12 protein-coding genes are annotated in these 13,353 nt (G+C 67.2%); 8 read left to right on the top strand and 4 right to left on the bottom strand.

Annotated elements, in window-relative coordinates; all coding sequences use genetic code 11:
- Positions 1-209: 209 nt before the first annotated feature.
- Positions 210-1,745, bottom strand: coding sequence for a CoA-acylating methylmalonate-semialdehyde dehydrogenase (locus tag AC1DUN_RS19350; RefSeq protein ID WP_477715383.1), 1,536 nt, complete (start codon positions 1,743-1,745; stop codon positions 210-212).
- A gap of 162 nt (positions 1,746-1,907) precedes the next feature.
- Between AC1DUN_RS19350 and AC1DUN_RS19355 the strand changes: the two genes are divergently transcribed.
- Positions 1,908-2,870: a LysR family transcriptional regulator gene (locus AC1DUN_RS19355; RefSeq protein ID WP_477715384.1), complete on the top strand. Its 963-nt coding sequence runs from the start codon at positions 1,908-1,910 to the stop codon at positions 2,868-2,870.
- A 61-nt stretch (positions 2,871-2,931) separates the two neighbouring features.
- Positions 2,932-3,456, top strand: coding sequence for an NUDIX hydrolase (locus AC1DUN_RS19360; RefSeq protein WP_477715385.1), 525 nt, complete (start codon positions 2,932-2,934; stop codon positions 3,454-3,456).
- Here the strand turns inward: AC1DUN_RS19360 and AC1DUN_RS19365 are convergent.
- Positions 3,450-4,997, bottom strand: a complete 1,548-nt coding sequence (locus AC1DUN_RS19365) for an OpgD/OpgG family glucan biosynthesis protein (RefSeq protein WP_477715386.1) — start codon at positions 4,995-4,997, stop codon at positions 3,450-3,452. The genes AC1DUN_RS19360 and AC1DUN_RS19365 overlap by 7 nt on opposite strands.
- 261 nt (positions 4,998-5,258) lie before the next feature.
- Here AC1DUN_RS19365 and mnmA point away from each other — a divergent pair, with 261 nt between their 5' ends.
- On the top strand, positions 5,259-6,497 hold the full coding sequence (mnmA, locus tag AC1DUN_RS19370; protein ID WP_477715387.1) for a tRNA 2-thiouridine(34) synthase MnmA: 1,239 nt from the start codon (positions 5,259-5,261) through the stop codon (positions 6,495-6,497).
- On the opposite strand, the gene AC1DUN_RS19375 is transcribed toward mnmA, so the two are convergent.
- Positions 6,476-7,894, bottom strand: a complete 1,419-nt coding sequence (locus AC1DUN_RS19375) for a MipA/OmpV family protein (protein WP_477715388.1) — start codon at positions 7,892-7,894, stop codon at positions 6,476-6,478. The two genes, mnmA and AC1DUN_RS19375, sit on opposite strands and share 22 nt — an antisense overlap.
- Before the next feature lie 213 nt (positions 7,895-8,107).
- Between AC1DUN_RS19375 and AC1DUN_RS19380 the strand changes: the two genes are divergently transcribed.
- Genes AC1DUN_RS19380 through AC1DUN_RS19390 form a run of 3 tightly spaced genes read left to right on the top strand, consistent with a single transcriptional unit; the run spans position 8,108 to position 10,711 of the window.
- Positions 8,108-8,383, top strand: coding sequence for a DUF4242 domain-containing protein (locus AC1DUN_RS19380; protein WP_477662908.1), 276 nt, complete (start codon positions 8,108-8,110; stop codon positions 8,381-8,383).
- A gap of 9 nt (positions 8,384-8,392) precedes the next feature.
- On the top strand, positions 8,393-10,219 hold the full coding sequence (locus tag AC1DUN_RS19385; RefSeq protein WP_477715389.1) for an AfsR/SARP family transcriptional regulator: 1,827 nt from the start codon (positions 8,393-8,395) through the stop codon (positions 10,217-10,219).
- 30 nt (positions 10,220-10,249) lie between these two features.
- The gene (locus AC1DUN_RS19390; RefSeq protein WP_477715390.1) at positions 10,250-10,711 is read left to right on the top strand and encodes a DUF2917 domain-containing protein; all 462 of its coding nucleotides are present in this window, start codon (positions 10,250-10,252) and stop codon (positions 10,709-10,711) included.
- Between the two features lie 3 nt (positions 10,712-10,714).
- On the opposite strand, the gene AC1DUN_RS19395 is transcribed toward AC1DUN_RS19390, so the two are convergent.
- Positions 10,715-11,674, bottom strand: a complete 960-nt coding sequence (locus AC1DUN_RS19395; protein WP_477715391.1) for a LysR family transcriptional regulator — start codon at positions 11,672-11,674, stop codon at positions 10,715-10,717.
- Positions 11,675-11,749: 75 nt separating this feature from the next.
- Here AC1DUN_RS19395 and AC1DUN_RS19400 point away from each other — a divergent pair, with 75 nt between their 5' ends.
- The gene (locus AC1DUN_RS19400; RefSeq protein ID WP_477715392.1) at positions 11,750-12,388 is read left to right on the top strand and encodes a DsbA family protein; all 639 of its coding nucleotides are present in this window, start codon (positions 11,750-11,752) and stop codon (positions 12,386-12,388) included.
- A gap of 63 nt (positions 12,389-12,451) precedes the next feature.
- Positions 12,452-13,351, top strand: coding sequence for an MBL fold metallo-hydrolase (locus AC1DUN_RS19405; protein WP_477715393.1), 900 nt, complete (start codon positions 12,452-12,454; stop codon positions 13,349-13,351).
- Positions 13,352-13,353: the final 2 nt, after the last annotated feature.

The following is a 13,353-nucleotide window of genomic DNA, read 5'->3' on the forward strand; positions in this document are numbered from 1 at the left end:
GCTTGGTGGACATCAGCCCGTGGCTGGGCTTGTGCGTGATCTGTCTTCTGCGTGTCTGTATTTGTACCTGTCATGAAGCTTACATGAGATTTTTGCGATTTTTTGTCAGGGCAGTCTATAGTTTTTGCGTGTCCTGCGGCCGCCCATAAGAAAAGCCCCGCCAGCCGCCATGCGGCCGACGGGGCTGTCGCAGCCCTTCGTGCCCTGTGCTACTTGGCCGTTGGCATCACGAACTCGGCGCCTTTGCCTATGCTTTCAGGCCAGCGCTGCATGATGGATTTCTGCTTGGTGTAAAAGCGCACGCCCTCTTCGCCATAGGCGTGCATATCGCCAAAGAGGCTCTTTTTCCAGCCGCCGAAGCCGTGCCAGGCCATGGGCACGGGAATGGGCACATTGATGCCGACCATGCCGACCTGGATGCGGCGGCTGAATTCGCGCGCCACATGGCCGTCGCGGGTAAAGCAGCTCACACCATTGCCGAACTCATGGGCGTTGATGAGCTCCACCGCCTCGGCGAAATCCTTCACGCGCACGCAGCCCAGCACCGGGCCGAAGATTTCTTCCTTGTAGATGCGCATCCCGGGTGTGACGTGGTCGAACAGCGTGCCGCCCATCCAGAAGCCCTTGTCGCAGCCGGCGCCGGCCTGCGCGCCCTTGAAGCCGCGGCCGTCGACCAGCAGCTTTGCGCCTTCCTTCACGCCGGTGTCGATATAGCCGGTGATGCGCTGGTGCGCGGCCGCGGTGACGATGGGGCCCATCTCGGCGTCGAGCTCCACGCCGTTCTTGACCACCAGCGTTTTGGCGCGCGCCTCCAGCATGGGCACCAGCTTGTCGGCCACATTGCCGACCAGCACCGCCACCGAGATCGCCATGCAGCGCTCGCCGGCCGAGCCGTAGCCCGCGCCTACCAGCGCGTCCACTGCTTGCTCGAGGTCGGCGTCGGGCATGACCACCATGTGGTTCTTCGCGCCGCCCAGGGCCTGCACGCGCTTGCCGTGGCGGGCGCCGGTTTCGTAGATGTAATTGGCAATCGGCGTGGAGCCGACAAAGGACACGGCCTTGACGTCGGGGTGCACCAGCAGCGCGTCGACCGCCTCCTTGTCGCCCTGTACCACGTTGAAGACGCCGTCGGGCAGGCCCGCCTGCTTGAGCAGGTCGGCCATGAACAGGCTGGGGCTGGGGTCTATCGGGCTGGGCTTGAGCACAAAACAGTTGCCGGCGGCAATCGCCACCGGGAACATCCACATCGGCACCATCACCGGGAAGTTGAAAGGCGTGATGCCGGCCACCACGCCCAGGGGCTGGCGCAGCGTCCAGTTGTCGATGCCGGTGCTGACCTGGTCGGTGAAATCGCCCTTGAGCAGCTGCGGGATGCCGCAGGCGAATTCCACGATATCGATGCCGCGCGAAACCTCGCCCTGCGCATCGGTGAAGACCTTGCCGTGCTCGGCGGTGATCATGTGGGCCAGCTTGTCCTTGTTCTGGTTGAGCAGCTCCAGGAACTTGAACAGCACGCGCGCGCGGCGCAGCGGCGGCGTGTCGGCCCAGGCCGGGAAGGCCGCCTGCGCGGACGCGACAGCGGCGTCGACCTCGGCCGTGCTGGCCAGCGCGACGTGGCCCGACACCGCGCCGGTCGCGGGGTTGAAGACTTCCTGGCTGCGGCCCGAGGTCGGCGCGGCGACGCGGCCGTTGAGGTAGTGGCCTATGGTGGCCAGGGGAGCGGTGGCGGCGGGGGATAAAGACATGGGGAAATCCTCTGGAGGTGGCCTGGCGGCCGGCAGGCGCCCGAAAGGGGCGGCTTGCTGGCAGTCTAGGCCGGCAGGGCCGGATTGATAACTCCCTCATTTGTGATTACATTGTTCATATTCCTGAACAATCGAGGGCTGGGGCGACCCGGCGCCCGCACCATGTCTTCCGACCAGCTCTCCCCCCTGGTGGCCGACCTGCACCTGCTGACGGTGCTGGCGGCCACCCGCAGCTTCACCGAGACGGCGCGCCGCCTGGGCGTCTCCAAGGCCTCGGCCAGCATGCGCATCAGCGAGCTGGAGCGCGCCGCCGGCGTGATGCTGGTGCGGCGCACCACACGCTCGGTGGGCCTGACCGAAGCCGGCCAGCAGCTGGTCAACGGCATGCAGCCGGCCTTTGCCCGCATCAGCGAAAGCTATTCGGCCGTGAAAGACCTGGTGGGCACGCCGCGCGGGCTGATACGCGTGACGGCGCCGGTGGCGCTGGGGCGCCAGCACCTGGCGCCCTGCGTGGCGGCCTTTCTCAAGCGCTTTCCCGAGATCCACATCGAGCTCGAGCTGACCGACCGCTTCGTGAACCTGGCCAACGAGGGTTTTGACCTCGCGATACGCCACACCAACACGCCGCCCGACACCCATGTGGCCTGGGTGCTGTGCGAAACGCGCTCCATCCTGCTGGCCAGCCCCGACTACCTGGCGCGGCGCGGCGTGCCCACCCAGCCCGCGGAGCTCGCGGGTCACGACTGCCTGCTTTACCTGGGCAACCACAACACGGCCAGCTGGACCTTTATGCGCAACGGCAAACGCAAGTCGCGCGAGCAGGTCGGCGTCAGCATCAGCGGCACGCTCAAGGCCAACAACAGCGAAGTGCTGCGCGAGGCGCTGGTGGCCGGCCTGGGTATAGGGCTGCTGCCGGACTTCAGCGTGCCCCGGGGCGGTGGCCAGCCAGCACCCCTGGTCCATGTGCTGCCCGACTGGCAGGTGCAGGGTTTCTTCGGCGAGCGCATTTACGCCCTGAGGCCCTGGTCGGCCCAGGTGCCCAAGGCCGTGCAATGTTTTGTCGAGCACCTGCGCGAGAGTTTTGCCTGCGGCTTCGGCGCCGCGCAGCCGGCGCCGGCGCCGTGACAACCCGGGCGGGGAAAAACACCCACAAGCACCGTCACGCGCGCCACGGATAATCACCGCCATGAACAACCGATGGAAACCCAGCGTCACGGTCGCTGCGGTCATAGAAAAAGTAATCGACGGCGTCCCCAGGTTCCTGCTGGTAGAGGAAGAAACCCGGGACGGCCTCAAGCTCAACAACCCCGCCGGCCACCTGGACCCGGGTGAAAGCCCGGTTCAGGCCTGTGCCCGCGAAACGCTGGAGGAGGCCGCCTGGCACTTCAAGCCGACGGCCATCGTCGGCGTCTACCTGTCGCGCTTCGAGCGCGCCGTGCCCGGCCAGGACCAGCCGCTGGACATCACCTATTTGCGCTTCGCGTTTTGCGGCGAGCTCGGCGACCACGTCCCCGGCCAGGCGCTGGACGAAGGCATTGTGCGCACCGTCTGGCTGACGGCCGACGAGATCCGCGCCAGCGTGCCCATGCACCGCAGCCCCCTGCTGCTGACCTGCCTGGAAGACTACCTGGCCGGCAAGCGCTACCCACTGGAGCTGGTGACCACGGATGCCAGCGTGCATGCGCCGCTGAGCCAGCCCGGGGCTCAGTAAAGAATCCGTTGCGCCACGGGCGGCGGCGCCCACTGGTAGAGCCAGGTTTCCGTCAAGGGCTGGCCGTCGACCTGCAAATGCATGCGCAGGTTGATGGGTGACGTGCTCTCACCATCGGGACGCAGGTCGAACATGGCACGCCACCCCTTGATGGCGTCCAGCGGCCGGGCCGAAGTCAATTCAACCGTGCCGCGCGAAGCGGTGATCACGGCCTTGACCGGGGCCTCGGCTTTCAGCAACGCAAAGTCGCCGCCCGCAAAGTCGACCGCAAAACGCCGTGAGTAGGCGGTGCGCTTTTGCCCCACCACGCCGCCCAGGCCGGTGCGTGTGGCCACGCAGCGCGCCAGCGGCCCTTGCGCGGCGGGCGGCTGGCCGCCCCAGTGCAGCCGGTAGGAAAACAGCAACTCCTGTCCCGCCTGCGGCTTGTCCCTGGGGTTCCAGAAGGCCACGATGTTGTCAAAGGTTTCGTCCACGGTCGGGATCTCCACCAGCTGCACCGCGCCGGCGCCCCAACCCGCCTTGGGCTCGACCCACAGGCTGGGGCGTTTTTCATAGAACACGCCGTCGTCCTGGTAGTGGTCAAAGTTCCGGTCGCGCTGCATCAGGCCGAAACCGCGCGGGTTGTCGTCCTGGAAGGCGTTGAACTGCAGTTGCGCCGGGTTGGTCAGGGGGCGCCACAGCCATTCGCCCGCGCCGCTGTGCATGGCCAGGCCGTCGGTGTCGTGGATTTCGCCGCGCCAGTCCCAGCCCATGCGCCTGTCGTTTTCGCCGGTCTGGAACATGCTGGTGCACGGCGCGATGCCCAGGCGGTCTATGGTCTTGCGCGGGTACAGCGCCACGTCCAGGTCCATGATCTGCGTGTCGCCCGGCGTGATCACAAAGCGGTAGGCGCCGCTGACGCTCGGCGAGTCCAGCAGGGCGTAGACGGTCAGTGAAGCCGCTTTCGGGTCCGGCTTTTCAAGCCAGTAGCCGATGAAATCCGGAAACTCCTCCGGGAAGGTTTGCGCCGTGTCGATGGCCAGGCCCCGTGCCGACTGGCCGTACTGCCATTCGCCGCCCACCGCGCGAAAGTAGCTGGCGCCCAGGAAGGCCGCCACGTCACGCACCGGGTCGGTGTGGAAATTGAGGCGAAAGCCGGCGAAACCGAGGTCGGCGGACAGCTGCTCGCCGCGCACGCCGCTTTTCCCGTAGTCGAACATGGCCGGGTCATAAGCCAGCTCCTGGGCCTGGCCGTTGCTCACTTCGTGCATGCGCACCGGCGTCTTGAAATACAGGCCGAGGTGGAAAAATTTGGCCACAAAACGCAGCTTGTCATCGCCCCACAAGGCATGGTCGTCCCGAAAACGGATGGCCTGGTGCTGGTCCCAGTTCAGGTCCGCAATACCGGAGGGCAAGGCCACAGCCCGGCTCCGGTAGGGTTTGGCGGCCAGGTCGCGCGCCTGGCCCTTGAGCGCCGCGTAGTCGAAGGCCTGGGCCTTGCCCACGGGTTTGAGGCCCGCGGCCTGGGCCAGCGACGAAAGCCATGGCAGCCCTGCGGCCATACCTGCCGCCGTGGCAGCCCGGCCGGTGCGGGAAAGAAATTGACGTCTTTGCAAAGTGGCAGCTCCTGCAAGAAGGGGCTTTCCATTGTGCTGGAAACATGCGCGGCGACGCGCCGCGGCCCTCGACATTAGTCCGAATGGCTCAGCAAAGCCGGTGGTTTGCCCCTGGCGGGCACCCGCCTTTGGCCTACAGCCGTAGGGCCGGCAGGGCCGTAAGGCCCGAAGCCGGCGCAAAAGCCTTCGCCTTTTTACAATGGGGCCATGGGCAACCCGCAAATCAACACACACAGCCACGGCGGCAAGCGGCAACGCATCGTCGTCGGCCTGAGCGGCGGGGTGGACTCCGCGGTGACGGCGCACCTGCTCAAACAGCAGGGCCACGAGGTCATAGGCATCTTCATGAAGAACTGGGAAGATGACGACGACAGCGAGTATTGCTCGTCCAACATCGATTTTGTCGACGCCGCCGCGGTGGCCGACGTGATAGGCATAGAGATAGAGCACGTCAATTTCGCGGCCGACTACAAGGACCGCGTGTTCGCCGAATTCCTGCGCGAATACCAGGCCGGCCGTACACCCAACCCCGACATCCTGTGCAACGCCGAGATCAAGTTCAAGGCCTTCCTGGACCACGCCATGCGCCTGGGTGCCGAAAAAATCGCCACCGGCCACTATGCGAGAGTCCGCAAGAATGAAGCCACCGGCCTGCACGAACTGCTCAAGGGCCTGGACCCGGCCAAGGACCAGAGCTATTTCCTGCACCGCCTGAACCAGGCGCAGCTGTCAAAGACACTGTTCCCGGTGGGCGAGCTGCACAAGACCGAGGTGCGCCGCATCGCCGACGAGATCGGCCTGCCCAACGCGAAGAAAAAAGACTCGACCGGCATCTGCTTTATCGGCGAGCGCCCCTTCCGCGATTTCCTGAACCGCTACATCGCCAAGGCGCCCGGCCCCATCAAGAACGACAAGGGCCGCGTGCTCGGCGAACATGTGGGACTGTCCTTTTACACGCTGGGCCAGCGCCAGGGCCTGGGCATAGGCGGCGTCAAAGCCAAGGGCGCCGACCTCAAGGCCGCGCAGGCGCGCGGGCTGCGCGGCGTGGGCGAGCACGAACCCTGGTTTGTGGCGCGCAAGGACCTGGAGACCAACACGCTGTGGGTGGTGCAGGGCCATGACCATCCCTGGCTGCAATCGACGGTGTTGACGGCGCAGGACTGCAGTTGGGTAGCCGGCCTTGCGCCCGCGCCCGGCGCCATGGCCGCCAAGACACGCTACCGGCAGGCCGACGCGGCCTGCGAGCTGCGCCAGGCCGGCAGCGACAGCTGCGTGCTGGCATTTGCCGATGCTCAGTGGGCGGTCACGCCCGGGCAATCGGCCGTGCTTTACCAGGGCGAGGTCTGCCTGGGCGGCGGCGTGATCACCGCCAGCAATGTGCAGAACCAGCCCGCGGCCACGCCGCCCCACGCTGGCGCGGCGCGTCACAGCGCCGTTTCGACGTAGGTGTAGATGTAGTTGGAGCCACCGTTGACGTTGCCCAGCAGGCGCGACGAACCAAAAATGCCCGAGCGGTGCGACACGCCGAAGCCGATATAGGTTTCCTTGAGCGGCCGGTAGCCGATCAAATCACCCAGGCTCACGTCCAGGGTCGGGTCCAGGAAGTTGAGCATGCGCGAAGCCGGCTTGCCGTTGGCCGCCAGGCTGGAAGACTCGATGTAAGGGGCGCGCTGCGCCATGGACACCCCCACGCCCAGGCCCAGCCGGGTCTTCACGCGGTCGCTCCAGGGGAAGCCCGAGTACACGGCCTTCATGAACAGATCGAGTTGCACGCCGTTGGCCTGCAGGCCGCGCTCGTTGTGCTGCGTCAAGCCCACATAGCCGATGAAGTCCAGCGGCCAGCCGTTCACGTTGTTGAGAAAGGGCTTGCCGACCTGGATGCCGGTGATGCTGGTGGCATTGGTCTTGGCCGTCGACAGGCACTGCGCCGTGATGATCTTGGCCAGGTGGCAGCCGTCCTCGGTGGACTTGCCGTACAGCACCTTGAAGTAGGTGGGCGTGTCGTTCTCGGCCCATTCGCGCTTGTGGCCGCCGAAGTCGTAGGCCGCGCCCACATACACCGCGGGCAGCACGCTTTTTTGCACGATGGGGCTGTCCTTGACCTTGTTGCCCAGGAAGGTCGCCGACACGCCGGCCAGCAGGCGCCAGCGCTCCGTCAAGTCATAAGAACCGTAAAGCCCCAGCGAGGTCTGCACACCCGCGCCCGGCGCATAGGCGGGACGGCTCGCCGTGGCCTCGCCGGCCTGCACCCCGTAGTAATAGTTGTTGAGTTTGGCATCGCGAAACGCCACCGTCAGGCTGGGGCGCAGCATCCAGGGGCCGGAGCGCCAGTCATAGGTGTAGCCCAGGCGAAATTCATTGCCCTTGTAGGTGTTGCCGATGTCGTGCACCAGCTCGGCTTGCAGCGTGCCCCAGGGCTGGCGCCAGCGGTAGGCCAGGCCCAGGTCGATGGCGGAGTCGCGCGCCGACATGCCGGCCAGGCTGGCCGGCAGGCGCTCGGTGGGAAAGCCTTCCAGGCGCTGCTCCACAAAAAGGTCCAGCCGCCGCTCGTCGCCGTTGAGCAGCTTCACGCCGCCGCGGTTGGCATGCAGGAACAGCCGCTCGCCTTCGTAAAGGTAGAGCGGCAGCAGGTCGTAGCGGCTGCCCGCGTCCTTGTAGGGCGAGCGCTCGACGCGCATCACCATGCCGAGCCCGGCGCTGCCCGTGGCCGGGAGAATGTCGGTAATCGGCTCGACGTTGCCGCCGGCCAGGGCAGTCGCGGCCGCGCACAGCCCGCCCAGCGCAAGGGCGAAACCGCGCAGGATGCCGCGCGGCAAAGAGAGCAAAGGGAGACGGTTCATCATTTTTTTAAAGGTGTGGGATGCCGGCCGTGCCCGGGCAGGCGTGGCAAACACCCTCGATGCTATCCACGAACAATGCATTTCCCCCGGCCGATTTGTAAGAAAACAGGCACAGATCGGATAGGCCGATGTCTTCATGCGGAGCTTTACCCTCACACGCCGGCTCACACGTACACTGCCTATCGTCGGGTCTCCATTCACTCAACGGAGACTGTTATGCCCAAATTCGTGATCGAACGTGCCATCCCCGGACTCGGCGCCCTCAAGCCAGCCGAGCTGCACTCCATTTCCCAGAAATCGTGCGGCGTGCTGCGCGAACTCGGCCCCGAGGTGCAGTGGGTGCAAAGCTACCTGACGGGAGGCAAGATGTACTGCGTCTACAACGCCGCCAGCGAGGAACTCGTGAGGGAACATGCGCGCAGGGGCGGCTTCCCGGCGGACTCCGTCGCGCGGGTCACCGGCGTCATAGACCCCACCACCGCCGAAGCCTGAGGCCCGCCCGTGGATCCGCAAGCCCCGAACGACATGCCGCCTTTGGGGCTTGCCATCCACCTGCTCGGCCCGCCGCGGGTGGAGCGGGACGGCAAGCCCTTGCCGGCGCCGCGCGGCCACAAGGTCTGGGGCCTGCTGGCCTACCTGGTCCGCAGTGAGTCGCCGGTCAGCCGCAAGCAGCTGGCGGGGCTGCTGTTCGAGGATGCCGAAGACCCGCTGGCCGCCTTGCGCTGGAACCTCAGTGAACTGCGGCGCCTGCTGGACAGCGCGGATTTGCGCGGCGACCTGCTGGCGCTTGCGCTGGCGCCCGCGACCTACCTCGACCTCGGGGCCGTGCTGTCGGGAAGCTGGGCGCAAGCCCTGTGCGTGCCCGGCCTGGACCGCGAGCTGCTCGAAGGCATGAATTTTTCAGGCAGCCCGGCCTTCGAGGTCTGGCTCGCCACGGAACGCCGCCACCTTCAGGCCGCCGCCGAGGCCGTGCTGCGTGAGGCCGCGCTGGCCCGCATGGCGGCAGGTGCCATGGCCGAAGCCGCCACACTGGCCGCCCGGTTGGTGCGCCAGAACCCGCTGGACGAAAACTACCAGGCGCTGCTGGTGCGCAGCCTGGCCGCTTGCGGCGACGGTGTGGGCGCGGCGCGCCAGGCCGCCGCCTGCCGTGAATTGTTCCAGCGCGAACTCGGCGTGCAGCCGGGCGCCACACTGGATGCCGCCCTGCGCACCGCCACCGCGACGCCCACCGCGCGGCCGGCCACCGGGCGCGCCGCGGCACTGGCGCAGCTGGAGGCCGGGGAGGCCGCCATAGGCGCCGGAGCGCTCGACGCCGGCCTGCAATGCCTGCGCCGCGCCATCGTCGAGGCCGACGCCACCGGCGACACGGCGCTGCGCGCGCGTGCCCGCGTGGCCCTGGGCGGCGCGCTGGTGCATGCCGCCCGCGGCCGCGACGAGGAAGGCGCCACGGCGCTTCACGAAGCCCTGGAGGTGGGCCGGGACGCCTCACCTGCGCTCGCCGCGGCGGCTTGCCGCGAGCTCGGTTATGTCGAATTCCTGCGCGGCCGCTACGAGCGCACGCTGGCCTGGCTGCAGCGCGCCGCGCCGCTGGCGGGCAGCGACCGCGCGGAGCGGGCGCGCATCGCCACGGTGCACGGCAGCGCGCTCAGCGACACCGCGCACTACGCGGCCGCCATCAGCCTGCTGCGCGAAGCCGAGGCGCTGGGCGCCGCGGCCGGCGACCCCAAACAGCTTGCCTATGCGCTGTCCATGCTGGGGCGCGCGCTGCTGCTGCACGGCGAGCTGGACGCCGCCGCCGACGCCCTGGACCGCTCGGTGGCCCTGGCCCAGCCGGGCTGGACCGCTTTTGTGCCCTGGCCGCAGTCGCTGCGGGCCGAGGTCGACCTGCTGCGCGGCGACGTGGAGGCCGCCGCGAACCGTTTCGAGCATGCCTTTGCGCTCGGCTGCCAGATCGGCGACCCTTGCTGGGAAGGCATTGCCGGCCGCGGATTGGGGCGGGTGGCCATGGCGCGTGGCGAACCGCGGCGCGCGGCCGAAATCCTCATCGACGCGCTGGCGCGCTGCGTGCGCCTGCCCGACGCCTACCTGTGGGGCAAGGGCTACGCGCTCGATGCGCTGTGCGGCGTCGCGGTGGCCGATGCCATGCCCCAGGCCTCGGCCTGGATCAACGAGCTGCAGGACCTGGCCGCGCGCAGCGGCATGCGCGAGCTCACGGTGCGCGCCTGCCTGCACCGCGGCGCGCTGGGCGACAGCGCGAGCACGGCCGCGGCCGGCTTGCTCGCCGGCCAGATCGACAACCCCGCGCTGCACGCCCTCGCCGGGCTTTAACGACAGCGACGACACCCCAAGAGCTTGATGATGAAGACAAAACCCAAAGACGCCGTGTTTCGCGGCGGGGCCCGGCGCCTGCTGCCCGGCCAGGCGCTGCGCCTGCCCCGGCGCGGCGGTGAATTGACGGTGCTGCGCGGCCGGCTCTGGCTCACGCGGGGCAAGGACCCCGGCGACCACTTCATCGCTGCCGGCCAACGCGTGCGCCTTGGCGACCACGAGAACGCGGTGATAGAGCCCGCGCAAAGCACGCGGGGTGTGAGCCTGCACTGGGAGCCCCGCCGCCCGGCCCTGGCCGGCGCCCTGCTGGCCCGGCCCTTGGGCGGCGCGGCCTTCCTGGCTTTTGTGGCGGCCCGCGGCTTCGCGGCGCTGGCGCGCAAGGCCGCGGCGGCTGCCAGGCGCGCGCGCGGCCATGGCGACATCAGCGGCGGCCATGCCCTGTTCGTCGCGCTGGAAGGCGGCAGGTCATGGGAGCCGGGGCGGCGCTGCTGAAACTCAGCCTTCCTTAACCTCGCTGACGGCCTGCCCTTGCTGCGCCCTGTCCGCCAGCAGGTCGACAAAGGCGCGGACTTTGGCCGGACGAAAGCGCGCGGCCGGAAACACCGCGTGGATGCCGCCCGAAGGCAGCTGCCATTGCGGCAGGACCTCGATAAGGCGGCCGGCCGCAAGGTCGCCGGCCACCGCATAGTCCGGCAGCACCGAGAGCCCCGCACCCTGGCATACGGCTTCGCGCACGGCCAGTGTGGCATCGAGAAAAATCGAGGCCTGCACAGTCACGGCCTCGCGCTTTATCTCGTTGAGCGAGAAATTCCAGCTAAGGTGCTCACGCAAGGCGGTATTGGCGACGAAAGGCAGCGTGGCGATGTCTTGCGGACGCGTGAGCCGCTCCACCTGTGCCTTCATGGCCGGCGGCGCCACCAGCAGTTGCCGGAAGGAGCCGATTTTTCGGGCCTGCAAGCTGGTTTCAGCCAGCCAGCCGACACGGATCGCCAGTTCGAAGTTGCCGGACATCAGGTCCATGGTCTGGTCGCTTAAGACCGCATCGACCTTGCACGCGGGGTAGCGCCGGGTAAAGGCGGCGATGGCCGGCACCACGACACCCACGCCATAGTCGAAGGGAGCGGTGAGCCGCAGCATGCCGGAAGGCTCCGCCGAAGTTTCAGCCAGGTCGTCGAAAGCATTCCCGGCCTCGCGCAGGATCAGCGCGCAACGCAGGTAAAAGGCCTGGCCCAGTGCGGTGGGCTGCACCTTGCGCGTGGTGCGCACCAGCAGCGAGGTGCGGAACTCGCGCTCCAGCCGCGCGACCTGCTGGCTGACCACGGCCTTGGTGATGCCCAGCCGATCCGCCGCCGCGGTGAAGGAGCCGGTTTCCACCACCGCCGCGAAGTAGGCCAGGCGCCTCAGGTTTCCCAGCCCTCCGAGGCCGCTGTCGTCGTGATTGTTTGCTTTAAACATACATTGTGTTTATCAGAGATGTCTTTAACAGTCAATTGATAGTGCCTACGATCACAGTCAGTGAGCCAACAAACCATGACCAAGACCCTGCATTACCTCTTCGACCCGCTGTGCGGCTGGTGCTACGGCGCCACGCCGGTGCTCTCCGCCTTGCTGGAAATCCCCGACGTCAGCGTCGAATTGCTGCCCACCGGCTTGTTCTCGGGCGCGGGCGCAAGGCCCATGGACAGCGAGTTCGCCGCCTACGCCTGGTCCAACGACCAGCGCATAGAACGCCTGACCGGTCAGCGCTTCAGCGAGCAGTACCGCCAGCAGGTTCTCGGCGATCGCCAGCGGCTTTTCGACAGCGGCCCCGCTACGGTGGCGCTGACGGCCGTGTCATTGACCGCGCCGGCCAGGGAGCTCGAAGCCCTCAAGGCCATACAAAGTGCGCGTTATGTGGACGGCAAGGACGTGAGCTCCTTGGCCACACTGGCGGACGTTCTGCGCGGGCTGGGCCTTGAGCAGGCGGCAACCATGGTCATGCAGCCCGACGAAGCGCTGCTCGCGGCAAATCGATCGCGCACCGGCCGGGCACAGGCCCTGATGCGGGAGTTCGGCGCCCACGGCGTGCCGACCCTGGTTGCCGAATCGGGCGCGAAGCGCTGGATCGTGAATCACGCGGCCTTCTATTCCAACCCCCGTGCGCTGATCAGCGAGCTCGAAACAGCCTGAGCCGGGCCTGAATTGAAGCTCGTGCCAGCGAATCTTTTTTAGTTAACCGTGAGAAAGCGAACCATGACAACACGAAGAGAAACCCTCAAAACCGTAGCCGCCGCGGGTGTCGCGACGGCCATCTTAGGAGTGAAAAGCGCTATGGCTGCCAATACCAATCTGACCTGGAAACACTTTCCCGCCGGCGAGCATGGATTCTTCCGTGCCCCGGTCCTAATCTCCGGCGAGCGCGAGGCCGTCTTGATCGACGGCGGCTTCACGCTTCCCGACGGCAAGGCGCTGGCCGAGGCCATCAAGGCCACGGGCAAAAAGCTCACGACCATTTACATCAGCCAGAGCGACCCTGACTACTACTTCAGCCTCGCGCCCATCAAGGCGGCATTTCCCGATGCCAAGGTGATCGCCGCGCCGGCCACGATAGCGGCCATCAAGGGCAATGTGGAAAAGAAACTGGCGACCTGGGGCCCCCAGCTCAAGGAAAACGGCCCGCAGGCCCTGGCCGACATCGTGATGCCCGAAGCCTTCGACGGCCGGACCCTGACCCTGGAAGGCCAGACCCTGGAGATCGTCGACGTCGACGGCCTTGCCAATCGCCGCTATATCTGGGTGCCTTCGCTGAACGCCATCTTCGGCGGCGTGCTGCTGTTCTCCGGCGTTCACGTGTGGACCGCCGACACGCAGGGCGCGGAGGCCCGCGCCGCATGGGTGAAAACGCTTGACGCCATGGCCGCGCGCAAACCCGCCGTGGTCGTCCCCGGCCACATGGCTGTCACGGCGGCGGTGGACGCAAGCGCGATCCAATACACACGCGACTACCTCGTGGCTTTCGAGGAAGTGCTGGCCAAGTCCGCCGACAGCGGCGCCCTGATCGCGGCCATGACCCGGCGCTACCCGAACGCCGGCATGGGCGTGGCGCTGCAAATCGGCGCCAAAGTCGCCAAGGGCGAGATGAAATGGGGTTGAGG

This window comes from Polaromonas sp. P4_F6 (assembly GCF_056401275.1).